Raw genomic sequence first — 26,397 nt, 5'->3', positions numbered from 1 at the left:
TTTAGCCTTCGTCCTCTTCGAGATCCCACTGCGCGAGGGCCATGACGCCGATGGCGGTGCCGCAGCGGCCGCAGAGGGGGGGCTCTTCGTAGCGGACTTCTTCGCCGCGGGTCCAGAGATACAGGCCGCTTCCGCCGATGGCGTAGCCTTCGTCGTCGGTCGGCACGGGCTCACCGCACACGTCGCAACGTGTGCCTTCGGTGGCCACTTCTTCGAAGAGAAGGCGGTGGCTTGCCGTGTGGTGATCCCCTTGTGCCATTGCGCGTGCTTATAGCACAAAGCGCGCGACGGGTTGTGCGCGACACGCAGCGCGGGCGCGCGGGCATGGACCCTCGCGCCGCTAACGCAGGAGGACGACGGCCGCCCCCGCCAGCATGGCGATCACGCCCACGATGAGGGTGACCACCAGCCAAGTGGGGATGTGCGTGCCAGGGATTTCGATGCGCTCTTCGCCGTTTTCGAGGTTGGCGTGCGGGCCGTGCTCTTGCCAGGCTGCGATCTTGTCGCCGGCGGCGGGGGGGATTGAAAGGACACCATCGGACGGCGGTGCGCTGGGATCGCGGCCCGGATCGGTGGAGCGGCGCGCGGCCGAGGTGGCGTCGTTCGGATCTTCGGGGACGTTGTACTTGCGGTAGCGGAGGGAGTCGCCCTCGGCGCTGGCGGGCTTGAGGCCTTCGCCGTCGAAATGCGCGATGATGACCGTGATGTTGTCGTGCCCACCCGCCTGATTCGCGCGCTCGGTGAGCGCCTTGCAGGCGTCGAGCGGCTCGGTGCAGGAGCGAAGGACCTCGCGGATCTCTTCGTAGCGGATCATGCCCGAGAGGCCGTCGGAGCAGAGGAGGAGCAGATCGCCTTGGCGCAGCTCGACATAGGTCAGGTCGACTTGCACCGAGTCGGCCGTGCCGAGGGCCTGCAGGATGATGTTGTTGTGCTCGAACGTCTCGGCTTCTTCTTCCGTGAGCTGCCCCGCCTCGATGAGTTGGTTCACCAGCGACTGGTCGCGGGTCACCTGAATGAGCTGCTCGCCGCGCAGGATGTAGCCGCGCGAGTCGCCCACCTGGGCCAGGAACATATGGTCGTCGACCAGCGCGGCGGCGGTGACGGTGGTGCCCATCCCGCGGCGCGTTCGGTCGACCTTGGCCTCTTGGAAGATGCGGAGGCCGGCCGCTTCCACCGCGCGCACCAGCCGTCGCGCCAGCTCGTCGCGCTCGATGACCACGGTGGGCTCGAGCCCCTCGAGCATCTTTTCGTAGATGATGTCGACGGCCAGCTGGCTGGCAATTTCACCGGCCGCGGCGCCGCCCATGCCGTCGCACACCGCGAACAGGCTCCCGTGGATGCCGACATCGGCCGAGCGATTGGCCTCGAGCAGCCCGCGCGTGCGGCGCGTGAGATCGGCCACCAGGAAGTTGTCCTCGTTGTGCTCGCGCACCTGCCCCACATCCGTTCGTGCGAAGACGCGGATATGCACTGGGCCGGCGGGAGCGCGATTGGCGGCCTCCTCGGACGCTCCACCCCCCTGCTCCGTAGGGTTCGGGGGAATGGGGGTTTCGGACTGGGTCACGACACGATGCCGGATTTGGGAAGTCGCGCGCCTTCCGCGCCGGACTTCGAAGACGACTTGGGCCCTTCGGCCCCTCCCGATGGAAGCACGATGCGAAAGAGTTGTTGGCCTACTCGGAATTCGTCTCCCGATTTGAGAACCGCGTCACCACGGATTTGAAGGAAAGTTCCGTTGGAGGATCCAAGGTCCGCGATGGTGAAGGTCTTGCGCATCGCATCCAGTTTGATGACCGCGTGCCTTCGGGAGAGAAACGGATCCTCCGTAAAAACGATGTCCCCCGATTCGCGGCCGAGCACGGTTTCGACTTTCCGGATGTGGAAGACGTCCCGGGTCACCCCTTCGACCGTGCGCTGGCACAAGCGTGCATGTCGGGGTGCCGCCGGTGTTCCGAACAGCAGCGTACCGTGCTGCATGGCCGGGCCGAGGCCTTCCTCTGCATCCTTCACGATTTCAAACCTTATCACCTGTTGTCCTATCAGGATCAAATCTTGGTCCCGAAGTGGGTGCGCGGGGTTGGAGCTTTGGCTCTTCGAAAGGCGAAGGAAAACCCCGTTGACGCTCCCCAAATCCCGCAAGACAAGCTCATCGCGCTGCCAGATCAGCCGCGCATGACGCGGTGACAGGTAGCGATCGTCGCCGAGAACGACGTCCCCCTCGGCGCGCCCGATATCGAGTCCCTCCACCAGCGGGAAGCTCTGTCCCTCGCCGCCGTCCTTCGCAATGATGACGAGCCGTCCCCGGTCGACCTTGACCGACGCCGGGACACCCGCGGCCGAGGGGGTCGACGCCATGGGGGCGCGCGCGGGCGCCGGAGCTGGCGCATCCGCAACCGCGGGGCGCGCGGGCGCCACGGGCTCGGCGGAAGGGCGCGGGGGTGGGGACGCGGCCTCCGCCCGTGGGGGGATGGTATTTTCGGCCCGCGGGGGGCTCGCGTTTTCGAGCCGCGAGGGGCTCGGGTTCTCGGGTCGTGCGGGGGCTGCGGTCTCGGGCCTCGGCGGGCTTGCGCTCATCAGGCCCGGGGCGGGGGTGGGCGTGGCTCGTGGCGCGGGCTGCGCGGTGAGGGGGGAGCCGCAGTATTTACAGAACGCCGCCGACACGTCGCAGGTGCCGCGGCATCGGTTGCAGATGCGCGAGGAGGGACCACCATCGGGCACCGGGGTGGGTCGGTCGTGCAAGGACTGCGGTTGCGGCAGGGCTTCCAGGGCGCGCGGCGCCGGCGCCATGGCGGGTGCGGGCGGCGCGGGCGCAATTGCGGGCAGCGCCAGTGCAGGCGGCGCCGGTGCGGGCGACGCAGGCGCGGGCGATGCGGCGGCCGGGGGCGGCGAGGTGGGTAGGGCGGCGGGCTCCCTCGGTGCGCTCGAAGGCGGGGCGCCGATGGCGAGCATCGGCATGGGCGCGATGGGGTCGGCGGCGATGGCGGCGGAGAACTCCGGCGAGGGAGGCGGCACCAGGACTTGGCCGCATGTCATGCAGAAGCGCGAGCCGATTCGGTTCTGACCGGTGCAATGGGGGCAGGTGACCAGCTCCACCCCGAGCTCCGCGGGCGGCGGCGCATCCGGCGCGTTCGATTCGCGCGGCGGGCCGAAGTGAAACTCGGGCACCGAGGGGCGGCGCTTGGGCAGATCATAGAGCATCGGCGCGGCGGTTGGCTCCGCTGCTTCGCCCGTCAGACCGTTGCGCGACAACCCCACCGGCGGTGTCGGGGGGACAATTCGCGGCGCGAGGCGCGCCCCACAGTCCTGACAGAACGTCAGATGGCTTGGATTGTCCCGCCCGCACGTTCCGCAATTCAAGTTGGCCGATGGGACCACCCCGGAAGCGGATCCGTCAAGAGGGTCCCGTGCATGGATTTTCGGCTCACCCCCTGCCGCCACGTTGGGCGGTCCCGAGCATGTCGCGCCGCCTGCGGGCTCGGGCGGTCGCGCGGGTCTCCTCTTCAACCAAGCGGCAGTTGTCTGGTCAAAGCGGATCGCGGGCTTCGAGGATGAGGTCCAGCCCGAAGAGCGACGCGACCCCTCCTTCGCGGCGGGTCTCGCTCGAGTCGACGAAGGAGCTCAGATAGAGCGCCCGGTACGAGGCGGCGATGCCGACCACGGTCCGCCGGGTGATCTGGAGCTCGACCCCGACGCCCAAGAAGCCGAGCGGGCCGCCGGTATCGATGCCCCATTCGTTTCCGTAGCCGCCGAGGCCGATCCCGGCGAGCAGCATGGGTTCGACGTCTCGTCCGGTGTCCAGGTAGTAGCGGGTCTCGGCGCGGACTTGCTGAAGGATGGCGAGGCGATAGAGGCTGTCGGAGTCCTGCTTGGTAAAGGAGTACGTGCCGCCGAAGTAGAAGCGGCCGGCGGTGCGAACCCCGACGCGGGCGGCGATGCCTCCGCCGGAGTTGAGGACGCACGCGGGGGGCTGTGTCGCCACATCGCAGACGGGGCCGGGGGTCAAAACGAACTCGCCGGCGAGGGAGACGCCGTACTGGAGGTAGGGAACGTGCAGTGGGGGTGGCGCGGGGGCCTGGGCCGTCAAGTCGGCCACACTAAGCTCGGGCCCGCCTGTTGCGGGGGTGGTTTCTCCCGGGGTTTTCGAGGGGTTCGCGTCTTGTGCGGCGGAGATGGACGGGTACGCACAGGCGATCGCCGCCGCCAAGAACGTCATGGTTCGCATGCCCGATCGAGAATAACTCTTTGGCACCTTATTGACAGCGCCCAACGCCTTCCAGTATTCGCCCTCTCATCCCACCGTTCAGGGGCGCCATGGAGATCTACCTCGACAAACGTGCGGTAAAACAAATTCGGGTATCGGCTGCCGATGCCATCGAAGAAGGCGACACGGAGACGTTGCGCGAGGACCTCCTCGAAGCGTTCACCGAAGAACAAGTTGAAGAGATCGAGCGCCGGCTCGACAACGGCGATTTCTTCGAATTCCTCACCGACATGCTCGATGAGTGGTCCGGAGACGACATCGACGAGCTCTTCGAGTTGCTCGACACCCAGCTTGGCGACGTCGGCATCGACGTGAAGTTCGACAAGAAGGGCTCGCCGGAAGAAGACGAAGACGAAAAGGAAGAAGAAGACGTCGACGACGACGACTTCGACGAGGACGAAGACCTCGACGATGAAGACGAAGAAGACGACGACGAGGACGAAGAGTCCGAAGAAGACGACGAAGACTAAAAAACCAACGTAGAAGGCCAAATCGGGGCACGAACGCGCACCATCATCCCTTCCTCATCGTGCAAGCCACGCTGGGTCCAAGGGAGTGGAGGGGGGGCCGTCGGCCCCATGATTTTTGTGTCCGCGTCGAGCACCCCGGCCGCGTGCACCACCGCCGTGAGCGGGTGCTCGGCCGAATTTCCGTCTCGGGCGCGCTTGCCTATTCGTGCGCGCGCTGCGCGGCGATGGTACCGGCGCTTCGTCCGGCGAGCCGTTCGCGCTTCGTGCCCGCTTGGCATAGGTACTTCGGCCGCCCCGCCGCTCGTTCATGGTTTGCGTTGGCGGTACTTTTTTCGAAAGCGAGCCGCTCGTCCGGCGAACCGTTCGCGGTTCGTGCGCGCGTTTTCGAGGCGACGGCGCCGGCATTTCGGCCGGGCCGGCGGAGTTCAGGGTTCGCGATCGGCCTGGAGGAGAAGATAGCTGTGACACTTCTTCGGGGCGTTGCTCTTTGCGGGGCGGCTGATGCTCGCGCACTTGGACGTCGCCCGCCGCTCGTTCATGGTTTGCGTTGGCGGTACTTTTTTCGAGAGCCGCTCGTCCGGCGAACCGATCGCGGTTCGTGCGCGCATTTTCGAGGTGACGGCGCCGGCATTTTGGCCGGGCCGGCGGAGTTCAGGGTTCGCGTTCGATCGCGGTTCGCGATGGTATTTGCGAGGCGACGGCGCCGGCATTTCGGCCGGCCGGCGGAGTTCAGGGTTCGCGTTCGATCGCGGTTCGCGATGGCGTTTTCGAGGCGACGGCGCCGGCATTTCGGTCGGCCGGCGGAGTTCAGGGTTCGCGTTCGATCGCGGTTCGCGATGGCGTTTTCGAGGTGACGGCGCCGGCATTTCGGCCGGCCGGCGGAGTTCAGGGGTCGCGATCGGCCTGGGGGAGGAGATAGCTGTGACACTTCTTCGGGGCGTTGCTCTTTGCGGGGCGGCTGATGCTCGCGCACTTGGCCTGCGCGCACGGCACGTAGCGTGAGTCCGGAAATTCGCGGACGAGGGTGGATGCGCGCGTGCACGCGTTGTCGGTCTCGCCGTCGAGGCGATAGAGCTCGGCCTCTTGCCAGAGCGCGTCGTCTCGCCGGACGGAGGTGGTGAAGTCTCTGTAGATGCGGTGGAAGGCTTCGCGCGCTTTTTTGCGGTCGTTCAGGCGATCGCGGTAGAGCGTGGCGATGCGGAAGGCGGCTTGCGTGTAGCGCGGACGCTGGTAGGTGCCGAGCAAGCTCGCGGTCTCGCGCTCGGAGAGCATGCGATCCAGGTGCGCGATGGCCTCCTCGGGCTTGCCCAACGTCTCGTCGATTTCGCTGGCCCGGTAGAGCGAGTCGTCGAAGGTGTTGCCGTACGGGTAGGGCCAGCGCTGGACGATGGCGAGGTAACGCGCGTGCGCCCCAGGGAGATCCCCCACCGACTGCGTGCGCAAGGCGGCCTGGTAGGCGATGGTCTCGCCCAGCTCCGTGCGCCCCAGGCGCTCTCCGAGCGAATCGAGCCACGCGATCGTGTCCTTCTTGCCCCCTGTCTCGTCGCGGTGCGCGGCAAGACGGGTCAGCGCGTGCGTCGCCAGCCCGCTCGACGGGTGCTTCTCCAAAAGCGCCGCCAGATCGGCGTAGCCTCGGTCTGGATCGCCGTGGTCGATGCGGATGTCCGCCAGATCGTAGAACGCGCGCGCCGTATGCTCGGTCTCCGGAGTTTGGTGCGCGAGCCGCTCGAGACGCGCGCTCGCGCCGGCGTAGTCGCCTCCGCGCGCGAGCATCTTGGCGGCTAGGTAGGCGGCGTGGTTCTTCTCGCGCGCGTTGGGCGCGATCGCCTCGGCGCTGTCGAAGCGCGCCGCCGCCTCGGTGTAGCGGCCCGCCGTTTCCGCGCGCTCGGCCTCGTGGAACGCGCGCACATAAGCGGGATCCTTGGCGGCGCGGCACGCGACGACGGTGCATGCGATGGCGACGATCCCCAGCAGCTTCGAAGCCACCGCCTTCATGCGCTCCGGTGGGTGCGGCAGGCGTGGACCGCGCGCGCCAAAAGGGTGACGGCCTCGTCGATCTGCGCGCTCGTCACATCGAGGTGCGTGACCGCGCGCAAGCGCCGCGGCGCCGAGGCATTGATCAGGAGACCGAGCTCGCGCGCGGCCAAGGAGACGGGGGCCGCCGGGGTGTCGAGATCGATGTTGACGATGTTCGTCTCCACCCCCGCAAGGTTCACCGAGAGACCAGGCAAACCTTGCGCGAGCAGCTGCTCCGCGAAGCGCCGCGCGTTCGCGTGGTCCTCGACCAAACGCGCGCGGTGGTGCGCGAGCGCATAGCGTGCGCCAGCCGCGATGATCCCCGACTGCCGCATGCCGCCGCCCCACCGGTGGCGCAGACGCCGCGCCTCTTTGATCCGCGCCGCGGGGCCCGCGAGCGCGCTCCCCACCGGCGCGCCGAGCCCCTTGGAGAAGCACACGCTGACCGTGTCGAACGGCGCCGCGAGCTCGGTCACCGATACCTGGGTGGCCGCGCTCGCATTCCAGATGCGCGCACCGTCCAGGTGCAACGCGAGCCCGTGCGGCGCGATCCGATCGGCGATGGCCCGCACGTCGGCCTGCGGAAATACGCGCCCGCCGGCGCGGTTGATGGTGTTCTCGATCCACACCAGCGACGTGCGCGGGAACCAATTGGCCACCGGCTTGATGGCCGCCTCCACCTCGTCGGCCGTGAGGAAGCCATCGCGCCCCACGCCGGTCACCGCGAACTGCACGTTGGAGAGCGCCGCGCCCGCCGCGCCCTCGTTGGAGAACACGTGCGCGCCCTCGCCCACGATGACCTCGTCCCCCGGCCGCGTCTGAACCCCGAGCGCCAGCTGGTTGGCCATGATGCCCGACGTGGTGAAGATCGCCGCCTCCTTGCCGAGCAGCTGCGCGACCTCTTCCTCGAGCCCCCGCGTGGTCGGATCATCGCCGTAGACGTCGTCTCCGACCTCCGCGTGGGCGATCGCCTGGCGCATGCCTGGGGTGGGTCGGGTCACCGTGTCGCTGCGGAGATCGATCATATTGCGAATCTAACGGCCTTTTTTCCGGCGTGCATGGGCCAAACGACGTCCCGGAGGGGGGCCGCGGTTTGCCGATGGGATCCAAAGGTGCTTAACTGGTTGAACCAGTCGAGGACTCGATATGCGCACACGTCGGCCAGCTGCATCGCCCCCGGCCGCTTCGTCTCCGTTGGAAACGTTGGCCGCCATCGGTCCCATCGCGCGCTCGAGCGTCGTGGACGCGGTCGCCGATCGGCTGCAGGACGAGATCTTGTCGGGCCGTTTGGCCGCGGGATCGCGCTTGCCGTCGGAGCGCGAGTTCGCGCTGGCGCTCGGGGTCAACCGCCTCACCTTGCGGGCCGCCCTGGCGCGGCTGGAGGCGCTGGGCTTCATCGTCACCCGCCATGGCGCCGGTACCGTGGTCGCCTCGTGGCGGGAGCGCGCGGGGCTGGAGGCGCTGGCCACCCTCATCGGCTCCAACTGGTCCAAAGAAGGTTTCGTGAAGGGACGCGCGGGGCGGGAGCTGCTCACCGCCATGCTCGAGGTGCGGCGAATCGTGGCCTCGGAGGCCATTGGCCTGGCGGCCAAGCGCCATACGGCGGCCGATCTGGAGGCGCTCGAGCAGCGCGCCCGCGAGCAAGAGGGCCGCGTGGTGGACCGCGTTGCCTTCGCGCGCGGTGACATTGCGTTCGAGCGCGCCGTGCTCCGCGCCACCCGCAACATCGGGCTGGAGCTCTTGCTCAACACCTTCGCGCGCTTCCCCGACGAACAGCCGGGCCTCGTGGCGGAGCTCTACGATCGGCCCGAGGATACGCTGGCGTTCTACCCCCTGATCATCGGACTCATCCGCGCCGGCGATCCCGTGGCCGCGCGGGACACCTTGAAGCAGCTGCTGGAGGCGGCGGACGTCGCGTGGCAAGCGCGGCACGGCGAAGCGGGGCCCAAGTCGGGGGCCAGTAAGCGCTCGGCGACCACAGAAGACGACTCGTACTCCGGTGCCGGCGGGGCGAGGTCTGCATCCAAGTCGTCAGGGGCGTCTGGTCGGCGTGGCGATCCCACCGCCGGCGCGAGGGGGAGAGCATGAGGAGACTGAGTCGTATGGAAATGCGCTGGGCGCACGCTGCGTTCGGCGCCATCTTCCCGTCGGGGTCGAGCGAACGGCTCCCCCTCGGGATCTGCGACCTCGATCTCGAAAGCTACCTCGCCGAAACACGCAGTCGTGTCCCGTTCCGCTCCGCGCTGGGGCTGCGCCTGGCCATCTGGCTGGTCGCGCTGGCGCCCCTGTTCGTGCTTCATCGCTTCGCCACCATCGCGTCGCTCGACGAGAGCTCGCGCGCGACCGTCATCCGGAACCTGCTCACGAGCCCCATTTACGTGGTGCGGCAGCTGGTGATGCTGCTCAAGGCCGTGGGCGCCGTCCTCTACGCCGGCGCACCCGCGGTGCGCGAGGCCATCTTGGCGGCCACGCCCCGCACGATCCCCGAGGTCAACCAATCCGGCACCCGCCTCATCGGCGTCGGTCGCAAGCCGGCGGCCGCGGGGGGCGAGCACGATGAGCACGACGAGCACGAGGAGCCGCACGAGGGCGAGGAGGCGCACGATGAGCAGTCCGTCGCTTGATCCGATTCGCTTCCCCGACGACGATCTGCCGGAGGGCGCGGTGGTCGATGGAGAGCGCCTCACGCGCGACGTCAAAGACGTCTTCGACTTCATCGTGGTCGGCTCGGGCGCGGCCGGCGCGGTGGCGGCGCACACCTTGGTGTCGGCCGGGCACTCGGTGGCCATCGTGGAGGAGGGCCCGTGGGTCAAGACGCGTGAGTTCGGCGAGGACGTGCACGGCGCCCTCCGCCGCATGCTTCGCGACAGCGCCATGCAGGCCATCGAGGGGCGCAGCTTCTTGCCGCTCTTGCAGGGCCGGTGCGTGGGCGGGAGCACGGTCATCAACTCGGCCATCGCCTGGCGCACGCCCGAGGACGTGCTCGACGACTGGGCCGCCCGCTTCGGTCTCGGCAAGACATTGACCATGCGCGAGCTCGAGCCGCACTTCGCGACCCTCGAGCGCGATCTGCACGTGCAAGCCGTGGAGCTCGACGTGCTGGGGAACAACAACGGACTTTTCCTCCAGCACGCGCGCACCCGCAACTACCAAGCGGGCCGGATGCACCGCTACGACAACGGCTGCCGCGGCAGCGCGCGCTGTTTCAACGGCTGCCCCACCGCGGCCAAGCGCGGGATGAGCGTGACCTACGTGCCCGCCGCCTTGAAGCGCGGCGCCCGCATCTTCACGTCCTGCCGGGTCGACGAGGTCCTCTGCCGCTTCGGCCGCGCGGTGGGCATCCAGGGCCGCAGCACCAGCTCCGATCCATGGAGGGCCACCAACCGCCGCATCACGCTCACGGCGCGCAAGGGGGTGGTGCTCGCCGCCAGCACCGTGCAGACGCCGGTGATCCTGCAGCGGAGCGGGGTACGCGCCATGGCGCTGGGCGAACATTTCCAGATCCACCCGGGCCTGGGGCTCGCGGGGAGGTTCGACACGCCGATTCGGATGGAGTTCGGCGCCACGCAAGGGGCCGAGAGCATCCATTTTCGACGCTCGCATCGGTTCAAGCTCGAGACCATCGCGCTGCCGCCCGAGCTGGTGGCCGCGCGCCTGCCCGGCGCCGGGGCGGAGCTCACGAACCGGCTGGCCGACTACGGGAACATCGCCATCTGGGCGGCGCAAGTGCGCTCGCAAGCGCAAGGAACCGTGCGCCCCGCGTGGGGCGGCGGCGCCCGCGTTCGTCTCACCCTGACCGACGCGGACATGGTCGCGACGCGCACGGCGTGCACCACCATCGCCGAGCTGCTCTTCGACGCGGGGGCGCGCGAGATCTGGCCCGGCATCCACGGCGTTCCGTCGGTGCTGACGTCGCGCGCCGACATCAAGCTGATCGCCGAAGGCCCCCTCGATCCGCGGGCCTACTCGTTCATCGCGACCCACCTCTTCGGCGCCGCCCGCATGGGCCCCGATCCGCGCTCCAGCGCCGTGGGCTTGAACTTCGCCGTGCACGGCACCGAGCGCCTTTACGTGGTCGACTCGAGCCTCTTTCCGACGAACCTCGGGGTCAACCCGCAGCACTCGATCATGGCGATTGCCCGCCTCGCAGCGAGCCGGATCGCCGAGCGGGCCTCGGCCGGAATGGCGGCGTAGCTGCTGGCGCGGCGCGCGCGTTTGGCGGCGCGGCGTGCGCGTTTAGCGGCGTGTGCGTCAGCGGCGCGGCGTGTGCGGCTCGCGGTGGTACGCGAGGGTTAGGTCCACGGTGTGGACGATGCCAGGGCGCACGTCCACGGTCGTTTCGGTCTCGCCGATGGCTGCGAGGCGCGCGTGGATGGTGCGAACCCCGGCGGGGACGCCCTCGATGCGGTACGAGCCGTCGGCGGCGCTCACCGTGTGGAGCGGCTGCAGCAGCACGTAGACGTCGAGCTTGACGAAGTCGCTCCCCATGCGATCGCGCAACGTGAAGTAGCCGGGGCGGGGAGGGTAGAGGTGGACGGGATCCCCGCGCCCCGCGGGCGCCGCGACCATCAGCGCGGGGTTGGGCGCTTGGTCGAAGGCGGGGGCCAGAACGATGTGCGATGCATTGGCGATCTCGAGGCGCTGTCCGAAGGTGAGGGTCACGGCGCGGGATGAAAAGGCGCACCCTTTTTCGAAGACGATGCGCTTCGATTCCGCGCGCTCGGGCACATAGAACCCGTCGTAGCCGGTGACGGCCACCACCGCGTCGGCGAGCGCCCGCGCCCCCGGCCGATGCGCGAGCGGCGCCCCCTCGCGAAAGAGGGGCGCATCGAGCTCCTTGGCCTGCGGGCACGCACGGTAGTCGCCCTCGGTGGCCACGGGCGGCAGGTCGCCGCGCACGGCGATCGTCCCCTCGATGACACCGACGGGGCCCTGGTACGCGCCGAGGCCCTGCGGATTCACCGCCGCCAGGATCGTTTCGCTCGGCACCGCCAGCGCGTTGACGGGACCCGCCGCAGGAGGCACCGCGCCGCTCTCCGGATCGCGCCGATCGCGGCACGCCGGCGCCGCGCCGAGCAGCGCAAGGAGCCACGCGAACGCCGCAAGCGCGACCCGCCCGCGATCCCCACCGAGCACCTTCACTTGGCGCCTGCGTCCTTCACGCCTGCGTCCTTGGCGCCTGCGTCCTCGTCCGCGAGAACGAGGCACTGCATATCGACGACGGCGCCAGAGGGCGCCTTGGCCTTCTTCGAAAAGAGGATCGCCTGCGCGCAGCGGCTGCTCTCGCTGCTTTTGCCGCCTTCGACGTAGCACCAGCCGGCGTGGTCGGAGTCCGACTTGGAGCAATCCTGGAGCGCGGGCAATTGAACGATCTCGCACACCGGCAAGGTGCGCGGATGGGGGAGCCCGGACTTCGCGCCGCCCCCGCGCTCCCACTCCTTCACCTTTTCATCGAGGAACTGCGACAGCACCCCCGGATCGGGCTGCCGGAGCCCCTTGGCGGGGTTGTCGCACGCGCCTTGATCGCCGGGCTCCGGCAAGGTCTCGAGCAGATGGCAGAGCACCTGTTCGTTTTGCACGGAGAGCTTTCGCGGCACGCACTGGGTCAGGAACGCGTCCTTCAGCCGATCGACGATGCTCGCCACCGCCGGGCGGTACCCATAGCGCGGATCGTTGGGCGACTCCTCCCGCACGTGCTCGGGGCAAATCGACGCGACCACACCTCGTCGCCCCATGAGCCGGGCGACCAGCAGCTCGCGAATGGTCGGATACGCTTTGGCGCGGATCTGTTTGGTCGGATCGCCCGGCTTGCACAGCGGTGGACGCTGGGAGGCGGGGATCTTCGCCGCGTCCTCTGCCGACTTGGGGCAATCGCAAATGTCCCCGTTCTCGGGCTTGGTGCAGTCGATCTCCGGCGTCTCGAAGGTGCACGCGAACTGCCGGTCGACGCTGCCCCGCGCGTTGGTGATCCACTCGCGCCCGTGCACGGGATCCGCCCCGTTGCCGGCCTCGGTCTCGGGGTGCCCCACCCCGGGGCGAGGCTCGTACGACTCGATCATGTGCGGATCGATCCCCGTGTAGTCGTAGCCAAGCGGATCGCGGCCCAGGATCTTCGTCCAGTCCGCGTCGGTCAGCCGGCTCTTTTCTGCGTCGTTGGGATCGAAGTGCAAGAGCGCGTGCGGTACGCCGCCGATGTGCGCGTAAAAGATCAGGTCCGTGGTTCGCGAGCCAGGAGGAAGATTGCAGAGCGCCTGGGGCGAAAGATCGCTCCCGTCCGGGAGCGACGCGGCGAATAGCGGATTTTGGCAATTGGGTTGCCCGACGTAGTTGCCGAGCTTTGGATATTCGCCCGTGCGATCGGGGATGCGGGGGGAGGTGAGCCCGGTCACGTAACGCGAAATGGGAAACTGCGGATCGGCGCCGTACTTGGCCTTGGTGTGCACGTGCCGGAGGTTCATGTTGGCCCCCCAGTCGTCGTTGCTCGTATACGGGCCCTTCCGGCAACTCGGGTCGGCCGCCCTGCGTTCGGCGCTCAGGAAGTCGCACGCCGTGCACGCGGGATCCTCCGGGTGCGCTTCGCAAGGAGCGGTGCCCCGGCCGGGGGTGTAGCTCCCGCGCGGGGAGCCCACCGGTTGCATGAAGTGAAACGCGGTGCCGTGGAAGGCTCGCACATCGATTTCGGAGTCGTTCTCGTCGCTGAGCACGATGACGGCCACCAGGGAATCCGGCCGCAGAAAATCGTGGCGCTGCTTGATGATGGTCGAATCCACGCCCACCCACTTCGCGCGCTCCGTACCGTCCGGCTCCTTGTCGATCGCCAAGCTCTCGTAAGGATCCGGCTGAACGAGGAACCGGTACCAACTCTCGAGCTGCGATTCGATGCCGCACCCAAACTGGCTCACCCCGGCCACCACGTCTTGGAACTGCTGCTGCAACTTGGCGGCATCGTCGAAGGGCACGGCGCCGGGGCCGGGGCTCTTCGTCGCGTTGTCCGGCACCTTCGGAAACCAGGCGAGAAAGTTCGACGGCTGCATGGTCGCGACCGGGGTCTCCGCGGCCGTCGCGCGGTTGATCAAGTGACCCCGATCGTCGTTGTGCGCGTTCAGCCCATTGGAGAGAGCTTGGTCGGGGTTGCACTCGTCCAGGAGCCCCAGCCTCGAGCCGAGCGAGGACGTGACCACCCCAATGTGCATGTTGCGCACGGGCGGGAACTCCACCTTCGCCCCCGCGGGGCACACCCCGTTGTCGCGGGAGACGCCGAGGATCTCGTTGGGATCGTTCTCGTCGACGCAGTTGGGGGTGACGAGGCGGTTCAGAAGATCGGGGATCGCGGACTTGAGGTAGTTCTGCTTGTCCCCCATCGAGCGGGAGTTGTCGATCATGAACAGGAGATCGACCTTGTCCACCGCGGTGGTGCGCACCATCCGCGTGAAGCTCTCGGTGGTGTCCGGCGTGAGGGAGCCGACCTTCCGCGTGAGGCAGCCGCTCGCGATGGACAGACCCATGATCAGCAGTGTTCCTACGGGAACCATCCGCATCGTTCGCTCCTCCGTGCTACGTGCACGAGACCCTTGGAGTCAGGGCGCCGGAGTTGTCACGGCTCGATCAAAAAATCGTCCCGCCCGATGGGCGCTCGACGCGCACCAGCCCCTTCTTGCCGACGACGACCACGGCCGTGAGCTCGCGCACCCGTGCCCGGCGGCGCGATCCCAAGGTGAGCGTGACCCGCACCGGCAGACGGTAGAGACGCGGGGCGCCGGCCAGGCGCACGGCGCGCCGCTTCGTGTCGAGCAGCGCCACCGGCTTGACCTCGTCGTGCAGCTGCTGAAAGAGCGGCGAGAGATCGTAGCGAAAGAGCTCGCGCACGGCGGTCGCGCCGAGCTTTCGCGCCGCATCGACCGAGCGCAATTTTCCGCGGTGCACGAAGCGCAGCGCCGTGTGCCGCTGCGCGACCAGCGCCACATCGGCGCCTTCGTCCGCCGCGTCCGGGCGCGCGATGTCGGTTCGATCGAACGACTCGCGCGCGCTCACCAGGACGTCGCGACCCGGCAGCATGCGCGCGGGCGCCCGATAGCGCGCCACCCGATGCGCGTAGAACCGATGCACCCGGCCCTCGATCCAGGCGCGGCCGACCTCCTTGATGCGCTCGCGCGTGGCATAGATGCATCCTGCAAAGATCGAAACGACGAGCAACCCCCAGCTCACGCGCGACGCGGTGGCGGAGTGATCGCGCAAGAGGACGAGCTGCCAGACGAAGGCCCACATCCCCGCCACGATGGCCACCAGCGACGAGACCCACGTGTGCAGGCGATCGTGCACCCGGTAGCCGTCGGGCTCGAGAAAGAGCGCCTCTTGAAAGTGCTTCTTGAGGAGGCTCGAGCGCGCCATGTAGCGCTCCAAGGACGCGGGCAAGCCGTCCTCGAGATCGATGTAGCCGTTCTCGCGCCGGTAGCGCATCTCGTGGGCGAGCGCGTCGAACACGCGTCCCTCCACCGGACGCAGCGCCGACTCCACGTCCTCGCGCGGGGGCAGCGCGCGGCGCACCTCGCCCAGCGACTGGGCGGCGAAGGTCAGCATGTGCACCAGCTGCGCGCTCCAATATTCGTCCACCAGCGCCCGCTCGCGCACCAGCGCGTCGTCGATCCCGGGCGCGCCGGATCCCTCGGTGGCACCGCGCACGCCTCGCGCGCGCGGTGCGCCGGCCGCGTCGGTCGCGTCGGTCGCGTCGGTCGCGTCGGTCGCATCGTTCGTGCGCGCGAGCTCCCGCCGGGTTGGATCGAAGCGGGCGAGGGCTGCGTCGAGCCAGAGCATCAGCGTGTGGGCGGCGCCGGATGGGATCTCCCGATCGGCGAACGACATGATGCGCTCGCAGTGCCGCGTGAAGCCCGCGCTGGACCACGCGAGGCGCGACGCGACGGCGACCGCATGGCGCTGGAGCGCGTCGAGGGAGCCATCGTCGGGGCGCAAATTGGCTTCGTTCGCCTCCAGGCGCGCCAGCGACTGCATGTGCGTCCAAGGGTTCTCGGGGGCGGCCGCGCTCGCGGGCAGCTCGAGCTCGACCTCGAGCTCGTAATCGGGGGTGTCGAGCGGAACGATGGCCGTCCACTCCAGACGGGACGTATCGTGGATGGAAAGGTCAATCGTCGCGCTCGTATCCGAGTGCGCGTGCTCCCGAATGTCGGCGCACACGCGAAGGACCTGCTCTTGAAATGTGGCGGCGGTCGTCATGATGCCCGGCGGCAATTGCCATCGCCATGCCACGCGAGCTCGAGGTGCGCGCACGCAAGGCGCTCGCGATCCGCGCGCGCGTCTCCGACGAAATCGCTCGCGTATCTCCGGCGAATCGTCCGCGCATCTCGGGCGAATCGCTCGCGCATCGCTGGCGCATCTCGGGCGACGCTGGCGCATCTCCGGCGAATCGCGCGCGATCGCTCGTGAACCGCCTGTACGAGCGGTGCCGTCGCGCCTTTGGATGCGGCGTTTCGTCACGGCAAATTGCCCGATCGACTCGCTTGCCCTTCCGGCAATTTGCCGGAACGTGCGCGCGGGCGCGGACGCTATCCTGTAAGGGATGGAGACCGCATCCTGGTCCGTGTTGGTGGTCGACGACGATCCCGGCGTTCGTCAGTCGCTCCGTCTTTGCCTCGAGGCGGATGGCGCGCGTGTGCTCGGCGTGGGCAGCGCGAAGGCGGCGGTCGAGGCGCTGGATCGCGCGCGCTTCGACGTGGTGCTGCTCGACTTGTGGCTCGGCTCCGACTCCGGCATCGAGGCCATCCCCGATCTCCTTCGGCGGCAGCCCGACGCGGCCATCATCGTCATCACGGCCTTCGCCACCTTCGAGACGGCGGTGGAGGCGATGAAGCGCGGCGCGTCGGATTATCTTCCAAAGCCATTTACGCCGGCCCAGGTGCGGCACGCGGTGGGGCGCGCGCTGGAGTCGGTGCGGCTCAAACGCAAGCTCGCCGAGGCGCAGGTGCGGCTCGAGCAAGCGGGCGCCGACGACGATTGCTTCGAGACGGAGAGCCCCGCGTTCTGGAGCGTGATGAAGCTTTTGGCCCGCGCGGCCAAGAGCACCGTTCCGGTTCTCTTGCGCGGCGAGAGCGGTACGGGCAAGAACGTGCTCGCGCGCTGGGTGTGGATGCGCAGCCCGCGGGCCGAGGGCCCGTTCATCGCCGTCAATTGCCCCGCGCTGTCGGTGGAGCTGATGAACAGCACCTTGTTCGGCCATCGCAAGGGCGCGTTCACCGGCGCCATCTCCGATGCGCGCGGCAAGGTGCAAGAGGCCGAAGGTGGAACGCTCTTCCTCGACGAGGTCGGCGATCTCTCGGCCGATGCCCAGGTGCGCCTCCTGCGCTTCTTGAACGATCAGACGTACGAGCGCGTCGGCGAAAGCAAAGAGCGGCACGCCGACGTTCGCATCGTGGCAGCCACCAACCGCGCCCTGGAGGACGACGTTCGTGCCGGGCGGTTTCGCGAGGACCTGCTCTTTCGCCTCAATGTCGTGACCCTTACCCTGCCGCCCGTGCGCGAGCGCCGCGAGGACGTGCCCGGCCTCGTGAAATACTACCTCGAGCGCGCCAAGCTGCGGCAGCACCGCCCCGAGCTCGCGATCTCCGAGGCCTCGGAGCGCGCCATCGCCGCCCACCCCTGGCCCGGCAACCTGCGCGAGCTTCGAAACGCGGTGGAGCGCGCGGTGATCCTCTCGCCAGGTCCGCGCATCGAGCCGGAGGATCTCGGCATCCCCGAGGCCGCCGATCCGAACGAGCCGGGCGCGCGCGGCGGCGGCGGGGCAGGGGAGGTGGCGCTGGGCGCCGACGTCAGCCTCGAGGCGCTGGAGCGCGAGCACATCGCCCGCGTGATCGCGCGCGCGCCGACCTTGGAGGCGTCGGCCAAGATCCTCGGCATCGACAGCACCACCTTGCAGAGGAAGCGAAAGCGCTACGGCCTGACATGAAGGCGCTGGGGCTTCGCAGCCGCTTTCTCGTCGCGGGGCTGCTCTTGGTCGCCACCTCGGCAGGGCCCTGCGCGTGGAGCGCGGCGGCCTTCCGGCGGGTGAGCGAAGTCGTCGACGCGACGGTGCGCGACAGCGAGGAGACCACGGCAGCCACCGGCACGCTCGCCAGCGATCTCGAACGCGAGGACGACGCGCTCCTTTTGACCTTGGGCGATGCCCAACGCGGCCGGCGCGAGCTCGAAGCCCGGCGCCTGGCCGTCGCCCGCTCGCTCGCCCGGGTCAGCGCCTTGCTCGACGCGCCCCGGGAGCGCGAACGGGCCGCCGCCCTCCGCCGCGACGTGGAGGCGTACCACGCGGCCGGCGACACCTTGGTCGAGAGCGCGTCGGCACGCAGAGCCCCGCGCGCGCTCGATGACGACGGCGCTGCGCGCGTCCGCTACCACGAGGACGTCAATCCGCTCCTCCGTCACGCGGTCGCGCACGCCGCGCGCATCCGCGAGGATCACTTTCGCTCGTCGCAGGAGGTGGCCGCGTGGGCGCGCGATCAGGCGCGGCAAGCGGTGCAGATCCTCGCCTGCGTCTTCGGCGCGGCGCTGCTCCTTTCGCTGGTGGTCGCGTTCTACCTGGCGCGCGTGGTCCTCTCGCCCATCGGCGAGCTGTCGCGCGCCGTGGAGGCGCTCCGGCAAGGCGATTTCACGCGCCGGCTGAAGGCGCCGCGCCGCGACGAGCTCGGGCAGCTCGCCGAGGGGTTCAACCGCATGGCCGACGATCTCGAGGCGTTTCGCCGCGCCAACATCGGCGAGGTGATCGCCGCCAAAGAGACGTTGGAGGCCACCTTGGCGGCGCTCCCCGATGCGGTGGTCGTCATCGAGCCCGGCGGGGGCGTCTCCTCGGCCAACCCGCGCGCGGCCGACGTGATGCGTGCGCTCCACGGCGCACCGGCGCAGCACGTGGGCGAGCTGCCGCTCCCCGAGGGCGTCCGCGATGCCGTGGCGCATGCCTTGCGTGGCGAGGTCGCGAACGTGCCTCTGGATCTGTCCCGGTCCTTGGCGGTGCGCATCCGCGAGGAGCACCGTCGGCTCTTGCCGCGCATCGTGACGATCGAGCGGGCGGAGACGAAGCAGGACGGGGTGCGCTACGGCGCCGTGCTTCTTTTGTCCGACGTCACCGATCTGGTGCGCCTGGACGAGATGCGCATGGAGCTGGTGGCCGTCGCCTCGCACGAGCTCCGCACGCCGCTCACCACCTTGCGCATGACGTTGCTCCTCTTGGAGGAGCGCGCGGCGCGCCTGGATGCCACCGATCGCGAGCTCTTGGCGACGGCGCTGCTCGGGGTGGAGCAGCTCGCGACCACCGTGGGCGAGTTCCTCGACCTGACGCGCATCGAAGCCGGACAGCTTCGGCTTCACCGCGAACCGGTGGACGTCGAAGCCTTGCTTCGGCAGGCGATGGCCGCCATTCAGGCGATTTGCGACGAGGCGAGCATCCCCATCCGGCTCGCCATGAGCCAGGACGCGCCGCGCCGGATTTGGGGGGACGCGGCGCGCCTGACGGTGGTCTTCTCCAATGTGCTTCGCAATGCGGCCAAATACACTCCGCCCGGGGGTGCAATTTCCATTACCGTCGAACCCGCGGGTGCCGCCGACGTTTCGAGTTGCAACGCGCCGAGCGGCAACGCACCGAGCGGCAACGCGCCAAGCGGTAACGTTTCGAACGGCAAGGCGCCGAGCGGCGACGCGCCGAGCGGCAACGTTTCGAGCGGCAACGTTTCGAACGGCAAGGCGCCGAGCGGCAACGTTTCGAGCGGCGACGCACCGAGCGGCGACGTTTCGAGCGGCAACGCGCCGAGCGGCGACGCGCCGAGCGGCGACGCGCCGAGCGATGGTGACGGCGATGCCGTGCGCGTCACGATCACGGACACCGGTCCCGGCGTACCCGAGGAGTTTCGCCGACGCATCTTCGACAAGTTCTTCCGCGTCGAGCACTATCGGCCCGACGCGGAATCCGTGGTGCACGGCTCGGGCATCGGCCTTTACATCGCCCGCGAGATCGTGGAGGCGCACGGCGGCACGATCGCGTGCCACACGGGGCCGAACGATCGCGGCGCGCGCTTTGCGATCGTGTTACCGGTGCCACGCGGCGACGAGCCCCCACCGTCGGCGCGCGCGGCTTTTTCGTGATGCCGCGATCGGTCGCGCGCGCCCTCGAAGGTCGTTCGCTACGGACGAAGCTTCGCCAAGTACCCGTGAAGGACGTCCTCGTGTCCCGGGGTGACGGCGGCCTCCAGCGCGAGGAAGATGTTTCCGCAGCGATCGGTGGCGACGGCATCGGCGTAGCCGTAACCGGAGGCGAATGTTTCTTCGTGCTCCCAGAGGCGCCCGCCCTTTGGATCGAGCTTTTTGATCCACGTGCGAACGAAGGGTGGGGCATGACCGATGGTGCCGCCGCTCACGATCACATTGCCGTGCACGTCGACCGTAAGACCGCGCACATCGCGGAAGGCATACTGGTGCGTCTTCCAGAGGACGGCCCCGCGTCGGTCGAGCCGGGCCACATAGACCAATGGGAGCCTGCCCACGTCGGGCGGCGCAGGGGTCGCGAGATCCTCGCCGAACAGCTTGATGCTATCGCTGGCGTACCCCGCGACCACGACATCGCCATTGGGGGCCTCGGCGATCCTTTTTCCAATCTGCGCCGAGGGTTGCGTGACGACACCGCCGCCGCCCCCCGGACGGTTGATGGGCAGGGTCGCGTCGCTCAGGATGTGACTCCATCGAAGCTCGCCCTCGTCCCCCAGCCGGACGATGAACGCGTCGCCTTGATTGCTCACCACGGGCCCGGCGCCAAAATCGACGGTTCCCAAGAACCACCCGGTGATCAGCGCCTCACCATTTGCGGCCGAGGCGACATAACCGCCGAACGGCTTGGTCCACGCGACATCCCCGTCCGCGTCGAGCTGGACCGTCCCAAGCTTGTCCCCCGATACGAGGACGTTTCGCTCGGGTGTCACGGCGATGCTCTGAGGCGCATTGGCTCCGAGATCGCGCGACCAAACGATGACGCCGCGCGCGTTGCGCTTCGTCACCTTCGCGCCCTCGGTGCCGCTGGGCGCGGACCCGATATACGTGCCGCCGCGTGCATCCACGGCGACGAGGGATCCGGGGAGCACCGGTTCGAGCGAGACGCCGTTGGTGTCCAGCTTGTTCACCCCCGTGGGCGCGCTGGCGTGAAAAACATTGCCCTGGCGATCGACCGCGACGCTCGACGGCGTGAGGGATCGCGTGATCCCAAAGTCGTGTTGCCACAGGACGGCGCCGTCGGGCGGCGCGCTCGGCGGGCACCGTGCCGCCGATTCGAGCGCGAGCCCTTGTTGAAGTTCGTCATTCGAGTCGGCGCCGGATGGCGCCCCTTCCGAAGCGTCCATCCCGCACCCGGTGGCCGTGGCGCCCAAGGTGAGCGCGCACGCGCAGCACGTGAGCGTGCCGATGAACGAAGCTTTCGAGTTCATGGTTCCTCCTTCGCCCGAAGGCGAGCGACATCTGATTCGAAGGATGCGCACTCAAGAGCGTTATGACAGGTCCATCGTAAAATTAAATGTGCGTTGGCGCACGCGCGCGCACGTCCCGTTCAAGGACGGAGCTTCGCGACGTAGCCGTGAATGACGCCGTTGGGGCCAACCGTCGTCGCCGTCTCCAGCCCGAGAAGGATGTTTCCGCAGTAGTCCGTCGCAACGCTATCGGCAAATCCCGATCCGAACTTTTCGGAGAGCTTCCAGACCGTGGCCCCCGATGGATTGTACTTCTTGATCCACGTGAGGACGTAAGGTCGGACGTTGCCCATGGTCCCCCCGCTCACGATGGCATTGCCGCTCGGGTCGACCGCAAGCCCTCGCACATCGCGGAAGGTGAGCTCGCGCGTCTTCCAAAGCACGTTGCCGGTGCGGTCGAGCCGCGCGACATAGATCAGCGGGAGCACCCCGACATCCGGAGAGGAGGGCGTGGCGATATCATCGCCAAATAGCTTGATGGTGTCGCGCGCATATCCCGTCACCAGAATGTCGCCATTGGGCGCTTCGGCGATCCCTTTTCCGAGTTGATCCGAGGGTTGCGTCACCGTGCCGGTGCCGCCGGGCCGCTGGATGGGCAAATTCGCATCGCCCAGCACGTGGCTCCAGCGATGCGTGCCGTCCACCGTGAGCCGCACGATGAAAGCATCCGCCCGGCCGCGACTGACCACGGGGCCGCCGCCCAGATCGATGGTCCCCTCGAACGATCCGGTGATGAGGGCATCGCCCGATGTCGAGAAGGCGACATAGCCGCCAAACGGCTTGGTCCACTGCACCTGCCCTTGCGCATCGAGCCGGATGGTGCCGAGCCCCTGGCCGGATACGAGCACGCTTCGATCCGCTGCGACGGCGATGCTCTGGGGGATGCCATTTCCGATGGCGCGCGACCAAACGGTGGCCCCGGACGCATCGAGCTTCGCCACCTTGGTCTCCGCGGTGGTGCTGCTCGAGCCGACATACGCGTCTCCCTCCGCATGCGCCGCGACCACATCGCCAAACGCCACGTGCCAGAGCAGCGCCCCATCGGGGCTCAACTTGTTCACGCCGGTGGCTTTGCTCGCGTGAAAGACGTTGCCCGCCGCGTCGCCCGCGACGGTCGCGGGCTCGAGGGAGCCCGTCACCCCGAGATCGTACTTCCACAGTTGGGCGCCGTCGGGCGGAACGCTCGGCCCGCACGCGGCCGCGGGCTCGTTGCGCGCGCCGTCGTCCGCTCCGACCGCGAGCCCGTGTTGATTTTCGCCATCCAAGCGCGTGCCCGATGGTGAGCTCTCCGAAGAGTCCATTCCGCACGCGATGACACCGCCGCCGAGGGCGAGCGCGCATCCGATGTGACGGGTGCTGCGGATGAACGACGTTCTCGAGTTCATGGTTCCTCCTCCGCTCCAAGCGAGCGGCATCCGGTTCTCATGATGCGCACGCAGGCGAGCCGCGGTAGACCCATCGCAAATTTTCGATCACGATGATGCGAGGGAAGGTTGCATGGGCCGTTGCGCGAAGCTGCACGTTGCGATGCAACACGCACGCACGAACGGCCGACGCAACACGCGCGCACGAACGGCCGACGCATGCATGCAAGCCATCACTCGACGCGCCCGCCTTGCAAAGCCTCGCGCTCGAGGACTCAAGGACGGAGCTTTGCCACGTGGGCGTGAGGGTACTCCGTCGGGCGCGGGGTCGTCACCAGCGCGAGAAGGATGTTTCCGCAGCCATCGGTGGTCACGGCGTCCGCGTAACCCGAACCGAACCTTTCGGAGAACTCCCAGACGGTGCCGCCCGATGGATCGTACTTCTTGAACCACGAAAGGACGTAAGGTCGGGTATTGCCGATGGTCCCGCCGCTCACGATGGCGTTGCCGCTCGGGTCCACCGCAAGACCGCGCACATCGCGGAACGTGAACCCGTGCGTCTTCCAGAGCACGTTGCCGGTGGGATCGAGGCGCGCAACATAGGCCAGCGGCAGCTCGCCGACGTAGTTCGAGTAGGGCGTCGCGAGATCGTTGCCGAACAGTTTGATGCTGTTGTGCGCAAATCCCGTCACCACCACATCGCCATTGGGCGCTTCGGCGATCCCTTTTCCTTGTTGGTCCGAGGGCGAGGTCACGGTACCGCCGCTGCTACCAGGCCGCGCGATGGGGAGATCCGCATCACCGAGGATGTGGCTCCAACGATGCGTGCCCTCCGATGACAGCCGCACGATGAAGGCATCCTCCCGGCCGCGGCTGACCACGGGGCCAGCGCCCAGATCGATGGTCCCCTCGAACGAGCCGGTGACGAGGGCATCGCCCGATGCCGAGAAGGCGACATAGCCGCCAAACGGCTTGGTCCACTGCACCTGCCCTTGCGCATCGAGCCGGATGGTGCCGAGCCCCTGGCCGGATATGAGCACGCTTCGATCCGCCGCGACGGCGATGCTCTGAGGTGTGCCGTTGCCGACGGCGAGCGACCAAAGGGTGGCCCCGGAGGCATCGAGCTTCGTGACCTTGGCCTCCGCGGCGGCGCTGCCCGAGCCGACGTACGCGTCACCTTGCGCATGGGCCGTGACCACGTTGCCAAACGCAAGGTGCCAGAGCAACACCCCATCGGGGCTCAACTTGTCCACGCCCGTGTCCCGGCGCGCGTGGAAGACGTTGCCCGCCGCGTCGCTCGCGATGCTCGATGACTCGAAATGGCTGGCCGACTTCAAATCGGAGTTCCACAACACGGCGCCGTCCGGCGGTCCGCTCGGCCCGCACACGCCGGCCGCCTCCTCGGAGACGCCATCCACCCCGGCCGCGCGCCCCTTTTGCTTCGCATCGTCCGAGCTGGCGCCGTCGGCCATCGACGACGCACGCTCCGAAGCGTCCACCCCGCACGCAATGACCGCGCCGCCCAGCGCGAAGGTGCATCCAACGAGGCGGGCCGCGCGGACCACGGCCGAGATTCTCGAGTTCATAGGGTTCTCTCCTGTGCCCGCGAACGGGCAATCTCCGATGTGCCCCAGCGGGCGACATCCAAGCAGCATGATGCGTATTCCGGGGCGTCCCCGATAGTGAATTGCGAAATGAATGGCGATTATGTCACGGACGGATCGGGGCTCCTGGAGGGCCCTCGGATGTCAATCAGCGACGATTGCCGCTTCGGTCATGGGCGCGCCCTCAGGGGCACGCGCCCTCTTGGAATACGGAAGCTCTCTGCGACGCGGCGATGCATGGGTTCGAGTACGTTTTGCCGTCGCACCCGCACACCGGCTGCACGTTCGACGTGCAATGGCTGGGCGGGTAAATGCATTTGCCCGGTGCGTCGGCCGCGCCGCACATCGCGCCGGATTCCCAAAAGCAGAATTGTCCCGGACCACACGGCAATCCGGCCAATGTGCCGCACTCCGCACCCTCGCGGTTCGCCACGGGGTGGTTGGTAACGGAGAGGTAGAACTCCGAGGCGATCACCTTGGGTCCACAGTCGGTATTGGGCGCGCACTTGGGTAGAAGGAGCGAGCCCGCGACGAGCAAACCTTCTTGGGTGGCGAGCGCCTGCGACGCCGCCTCGAGCGATTCCTGACTCGCCGGTTTTGGGGTCCGATCGAGCACCACGTCTAGGACGTTGTGCGTTTCACCACCCGCCGGCTCGTTTAGCTCGGACGCGGTGATGGAGGGACAGGGCGTGGTGACGCAGCGGGTGCCATTGTCGGCCACGAGGAAGAATGTCCCCGTCGCCGTCGATCCGGTGGCGCCGACCCATGCGTTGCTCGCATCGAGGGTGCCGAAGCTCGTGTCGGTCAGGGTCGCTTGGACGAGCCCTTGGCCGCCGGTGAGCGCGGCGAGGGTCGTGTCGCGCTCTTCTTGGGACAACCCGAGGTTCCCGAGCTCGATCGAGGAGACATAGCACTCGGCCTGCAGAGTGCCGTCCGCACAACGCGTCTCCGCTTCGTTCACGCGCTTGACGAACCACCCGCCGCACATCGGCGATGCACACCGGCGGACGTCCTTACGCGTGACAACGAAGAACCCCGAGCTCGCATTCGTATCGGTAAGCTGCGTATTCGTCGACACTTCCACATCGGAATCGCCCGCACGTTCGGCCGAACACCCCGCGAGGGCCAGAATCGAAGAAAGCGCAACGAGGATGGTGCCAACGCGTTTCATCCTTCGCGCCCTGAGCATTAACCAAGCCACCTCTGGGCATGCCCGCGATCACGCGCCGATCTCGGGCTATCCCGGGAATGGGGCCATGCTGCGTCGTGACCTCCACACCGCGCGTGCGCGTTTTTTTGCCACGCCGGGCAAGTTGGACACGCACGCTGGGAGCGTCCTCGAGCAGCGATAAAGAGGATAAAGAGGATGACGCCGGTCGGTTTCGTTGCGGCGGCCGCCACCATGGGCCATCCGGCCGCGACCGGTGAAGCGCTCACGAGCGCTCGGCGGCTCGCGCGGCGCGCTTCTTCTGAGCGGCCTTCTCGAGGTTCTCGAGGTACATGCAATACATCTCGGCGCTGGTCTTCGCCCAGGCATCGACCTCGGCGCGCGAGAGGCCCTGTTTGGTGATCCGTTCCGCGACCGCCGCCATGTTCGTCATGACGAACTCCGCGGCGAACGCGCGCTCTTTCGGTGACGCCGATGGCAGCGCCTCCTCCATGAACGCGAACACGCTGCGCATGGCGGTGGCTTTGAGCTCGTGCGCCTCGGGGGCATCGCGAAAGAGCGCGCCCGCATCGTCGAGCGCCCCGCGCACCGGCGCCTCTTCGAGCTCGGAGCGAAAGAAGGTGAGGGTCGCGCGGCGAAGGCGATCCGGCGGCGAGAGCCGCGCATCGCCGAAGATCGAATCCATGATGATCCGCGTCTCGATCCACTCGTCGGCCTGCAGGCGAAAGAGGAGCGCTTCCTTGTTGGGGAAGTACTGGTAGAGCGAGCCCACGCTCACGCCTGCCTCTTCGGCCACGCGCACCGTGGTGAAGCGCCTCGCTCCTTCGCGCGTCAAAACACGAATGGCCGCCTCCAAAATGTCCTGAACCAGCTGGGCCGAACGCGCTTGGCGCGGCTTGTTTCTCGATGCGATCAGCGGTCTCGAAGCCTTGGGCATGGGTCACTCCGAACGCGAAGAACGAACGCGAAGGATCCTTCGTATTCTATCCAAGGTCGCAATGAAACCCCATCGC

20 protein-coding genes and 1 pseudogene are annotated in these 26,397 nt (G+C 68.2%); 6 read left to right on the top strand and 15 right to left on the bottom strand.

Features of this window, described 5'->3' with window-relative positions:
• Position 1 precedes the first annotated feature (1 nt).
• The 5 genes and pseudogenes from LZC94_25500 to LZC94_25480 form a co-directional block, all read right to left on the bottom strand.
• Positions 2–259 carry a hypothetical protein gene (locus LZC94_25500; protein WXB11217.1) on the bottom strand — a complete coding sequence of 86 codons (258 nt, stop codon included), beginning with the start codon at positions 257–259 and terminating at the stop codon, positions 2–4.
• Positions 260–340: 81 nt separating this feature from the next.
• Positions 341–1,564, bottom strand: a complete 1,224-nt coding sequence (locus LZC94_25495) for a Stp1/IreP family PP2C-type Ser/Thr phosphatase (protein ID WXB11216.1) — start codon at positions 1,562–1,564, stop codon at positions 341–343.
• Positions 1,561–2,355, bottom strand: a complete 795-nt coding sequence (locus tag LZC94_25490) for an FHA domain-containing protein (GenBank protein WXB20244.1) — start codon at positions 2,353–2,355, stop codon at positions 1,561–1,563. Before LZC94_25490 ends, LZC94_25495 begins: the two co-directional genes overlap by 4 nt.
• Before the next feature lie 423 nt (positions 2,356–2,778).
• Positions 2,779–2,865: pseudogene (locus LZC94_25485) on the bottom strand (NADH-quinone oxidoreductase subunit I).
• Between the two features lie 658 nt (positions 2,866–3,523).
• Positions 3,524–4,222, bottom strand: a complete 699-nt coding sequence (locus LZC94_25480; protein ID WXB11215.1) for a hypothetical protein — start codon at positions 4,220–4,222, stop codon at positions 3,524–3,526.
• A gap of 89 nt (positions 4,223–4,311) precedes the next feature.
• Between LZC94_25480 and LZC94_25475 the strand changes: the two genes are divergently transcribed.
• Positions 4,312–4,731: a hypothetical protein gene (locus tag LZC94_25475; GenBank protein WXB11214.1), complete on the top strand. Its 420-nt coding sequence runs from the start codon at positions 4,312–4,314 to the stop codon at positions 4,729–4,731.
• 885 nt (positions 4,732–5,616) lie between these two features.
• Here the strand turns inward: LZC94_25475 and LZC94_25470 are convergent.
• Positions 5,617–6,726 carry a tetratricopeptide repeat protein gene (locus LZC94_25470; protein ID WXB11213.1) on the bottom strand — a complete coding sequence of 370 codons (1,110 nt, stop codon included), beginning with the start codon at positions 6,724–6,726 and terminating at the stop codon, positions 5,617–5,619.
• Entirely contained in the window at positions 6,723–7,772 is a 1,050-nt protein-coding gene (locus tag LZC94_25465) for an aminotransferase class I/II-fold pyridoxal phosphate-dependent enzyme (GenBank protein ID WXB11212.1), read from the bottom strand. Before LZC94_25465 ends, LZC94_25470 begins: the two co-directional genes overlap by 4 nt.
• Before the next feature lie 169 nt (positions 7,773–7,941).
• On the opposite strand from LZC94_25465, the gene LZC94_25460 reads away from it, so the two are divergent.
• From LZC94_25460 to LZC94_25450, 3 genes are read left to right on the top strand one after another with little or no spacing between them, the layout of a single operon-like run.
• A complete protein-coding gene (locus LZC94_25460; protein ID WXB11211.1) occupies positions 7,942–8,835 on the top strand; it encodes a GntR family transcriptional regulator in 894 nt (297 codons plus the stop codon).
• A gap of 14 nt (positions 8,836–8,849) precedes the next feature.
• Positions 8,850–9,371 carry a hypothetical protein gene (locus LZC94_25455; GenBank protein WXB11210.1) on the top strand — a complete coding sequence of 174 codons (522 nt, stop codon included), beginning with the start codon at positions 8,850–8,852 and terminating at the stop codon, positions 9,369–9,371.
• Entirely contained in the window at positions 9,352–10,941 is a 1,590-nt protein-coding gene (locus tag LZC94_25450; protein ID WXB11209.1) for a GMC family oxidoreductase, read from the top strand. Before LZC94_25455 ends, LZC94_25450 begins: the two co-directional genes overlap by 20 nt.
• Before the next feature lie 57 nt (positions 10,942–10,998).
• Here LZC94_25450 and LZC94_25445 read toward each other — a convergent pair whose 3' ends face one another.
• The 3 genes from LZC94_25445 to LZC94_25435 form a co-directional block, all read right to left on the bottom strand.
• Positions 10,999–11,889: a carboxypeptidase-like regulatory domain-containing protein gene (locus tag LZC94_25445; GenBank protein WXB11208.1), complete on the bottom strand. Its 891-nt coding sequence runs from the start codon at positions 11,887–11,889 to the stop codon at positions 10,999–11,001.
• Positions 11,886–14,285, bottom strand: coding sequence for a hypothetical protein (locus LZC94_25440; protein ID WXB11207.1), 2,400 nt, complete (start codon positions 14,283–14,285; stop codon positions 11,886–11,888). The genes LZC94_25445 and LZC94_25440 overlap by 4 nt, the downstream gene beginning before the upstream one ends.
• 67 nt (positions 14,286–14,352) lie before the next feature.
• On the bottom strand, positions 14,353–15,975 hold the full coding sequence (locus LZC94_25435) for a tetraspanin family protein (GenBank protein ID WXB11206.1): 1,623 nt from the start codon (positions 15,973–15,975) through the stop codon (positions 14,353–14,355).
• 343 nt (positions 15,976–16,318) lie between these two features.
• Here LZC94_25435 and LZC94_25430 point away from each other — a divergent pair, with 343 nt between their 5' ends.
• Positions 16,319–17,701 carry a sigma-54 dependent transcriptional regulator gene (locus tag LZC94_25430; GenBank protein WXB11205.1) on the top strand — a complete coding sequence of 461 codons (1,383 nt, stop codon included), beginning with the start codon at positions 16,319–16,321 and terminating at the stop codon, positions 17,699–17,701.
• On the top strand, positions 17,698–19,881 hold the full coding sequence (locus LZC94_25425; protein WXB11204.1) for an ATP-binding protein: 2,184 nt from the start codon (positions 17,698–17,700) through the stop codon (positions 19,879–19,881). The genes LZC94_25430 and LZC94_25425 overlap by 4 nt, the downstream gene beginning before the upstream one ends.
• 38 nt (positions 19,882–19,919) lie before the next feature.
• On the opposite strand, the gene LZC94_25420 is transcribed toward LZC94_25425, so the two are convergent.
• From LZC94_25420 to LZC94_25400, 5 genes are all read right to left on the bottom strand, one after another.
• A complete protein-coding gene (locus LZC94_25420; protein ID WXB11203.1) occupies positions 19,920–21,209 on the bottom strand; it encodes a hypothetical protein in 1,290 nt (429 codons plus the stop codon).
• 119 nt (positions 21,210–21,328) lie between these two features.
• The gene (locus LZC94_25415; protein WXB11202.1) at positions 21,329–22,633 is read right to left on the bottom strand and encodes a PQQ-binding-like beta-propeller repeat protein; all 1,305 of its coding nucleotides are present in this window, start codon (positions 22,631–22,633) and stop codon (positions 21,329–21,331) included.
• A gap of 254 nt (positions 22,634–22,887) precedes the next feature.
• The gene (locus LZC94_25410) at positions 22,888–24,198 is read right to left on the bottom strand and encodes a hypothetical protein (GenBank protein ID WXB11201.1); all 1,311 of its coding nucleotides are present in this window, start codon (positions 24,196–24,198) and stop codon (positions 22,888–22,890) included.
• A 202-nt stretch (positions 24,199–24,400) separates the two neighbouring features.
• The gene (locus tag LZC94_25405; protein WXB11200.1) at positions 24,401–25,387 is read right to left on the bottom strand and encodes a Kazal-type serine protease inhibitor; all 987 of its coding nucleotides are present in this window, start codon (positions 25,385–25,387) and stop codon (positions 24,401–24,403) included.
• A 262-nt stretch (positions 25,388–25,649) separates the two neighbouring features.
• On the bottom strand, positions 25,650–26,321 hold the full coding sequence (locus LZC94_25400) for a TetR family transcriptional regulator (GenBank protein ID WXB11199.1): 672 nt from the start codon (positions 26,319–26,321) through the stop codon (positions 25,650–25,652).
• Positions 26,322–26,397: the final 76 nt, after the last annotated feature.

The sequence above is a fragment of the Sorangiineae bacterium MSr11954 genome, assembly GCA_037157815.1.
Taxonomy (GTDB): domain Bacteria; phylum Myxococcota_A; class Polyangia; order Polyangiales; family Polyangiaceae; genus Pendulispora; species Pendulispora albinea.
This window is presented reverse-complemented; position numbering and strand designations above follow the sequence as displayed.

Coding starts and splice junctions, on each gene's coding strand:
- LZC94_25500 (WXB11217.1), bottom strand. CDS start 259: ATGGCACAAGGGGATCACCACACGGCAAGCCACCGCCTTCTCTTCGAA.
- LZC94_25490 (WXB20244.1), bottom strand. CDS start 2,355: ATGGCGTCGACCCCCTCGGCCGCGGGTGTCCCGGCGTCGGTCAAGGTC.
- LZC94_25480 (WXB11215.1), bottom strand. CDS start 4,222: ATGCGAACCATGACGTTCTTGGCGGCGGCGATCGCCTGTGCGTACCCG.
- LZC94_25475 (WXB11214.1), top strand. CDS start 4,312: ATGGAGATCTACCTCGACAAACGTGCGGTAAAACAAATTCGGGTATCG.
- LZC94_25470 (WXB11213.1), bottom strand. CDS start 6,726: ATGAAGGCGGTGGCTTCGAAGCTGCTGGGGATCGTCGCCATCGCATGC.
- LZC94_25465 (WXB11212.1), bottom strand. CDS start 7,772: ATGATCGATCTCCGCAGCGACACGGTGACCCGACCCACCCCAGGCATG.
- LZC94_25455 (WXB11210.1), top strand. CDS start 8,850: ATGGAAATGCGCTGGGCGCACGCTGCGTTCGGCGCCATCTTCCCGTCG.
- LZC94_25450 (WXB11209.1), top strand. CDS start 9,352: ATGAGCAGTCCGTCGCTTGATCCGATTCGCTTCCCCGACGACGATCTG.
- LZC94_25440 (WXB11207.1), bottom strand. CDS start 14,285: ATGCGGATGGTTCCCGTAGGAACACTGCTGATCATGGGTCTGTCCATC.
- LZC94_25435 (WXB11206.1), bottom strand. CDS start 15,975: ATGACGACCGCCGCCACATTTCAAGAGCAGGTCCTTCGCGTGTGCGCC.
- LZC94_25430 (WXB11205.1), top strand. CDS start 16,319: ATGGAGACCGCATCCTGGTCCGTGTTGGTGGTCGACGACGATCCCGGC.
- LZC94_25425 (WXB11204.1), top strand. CDS start 17,698: ATGAAGGCGCTGGGGCTTCGCAGCCGCTTTCTCGTCGCGGGGCTGCTC.
- LZC94_25420 (WXB11203.1), bottom strand. CDS start 21,209: ATGAACTCGAAAGCTTCGTTCATCGGCACGCTCACGTGCTGCGCGTGC.
- LZC94_25415 (WXB11202.1), bottom strand. CDS start 22,633: ATGAACTCGAGAACGTCGTTCATCCGCAGCACCCGTCACATCGGATGC.
- LZC94_25410 (WXB11201.1), bottom strand. CDS start 24,198: ATGAACTCGAGAATCTCGGCCGTGGTCCGCGCGGCCCGCCTCGTTGGA.
- LZC94_25405 (WXB11200.1), bottom strand. CDS start 25,387: ATGAAACGCGTTGGCACCATCCTCGTTGCGCTTTCTTCGATTCTGGCC.
- LZC94_25400 (WXB11199.1), bottom strand. CDS start 26,321: ATGCCCAAGGCTTCGAGACCGCTGATCGCATCGAGAAACAAGCCGCGC.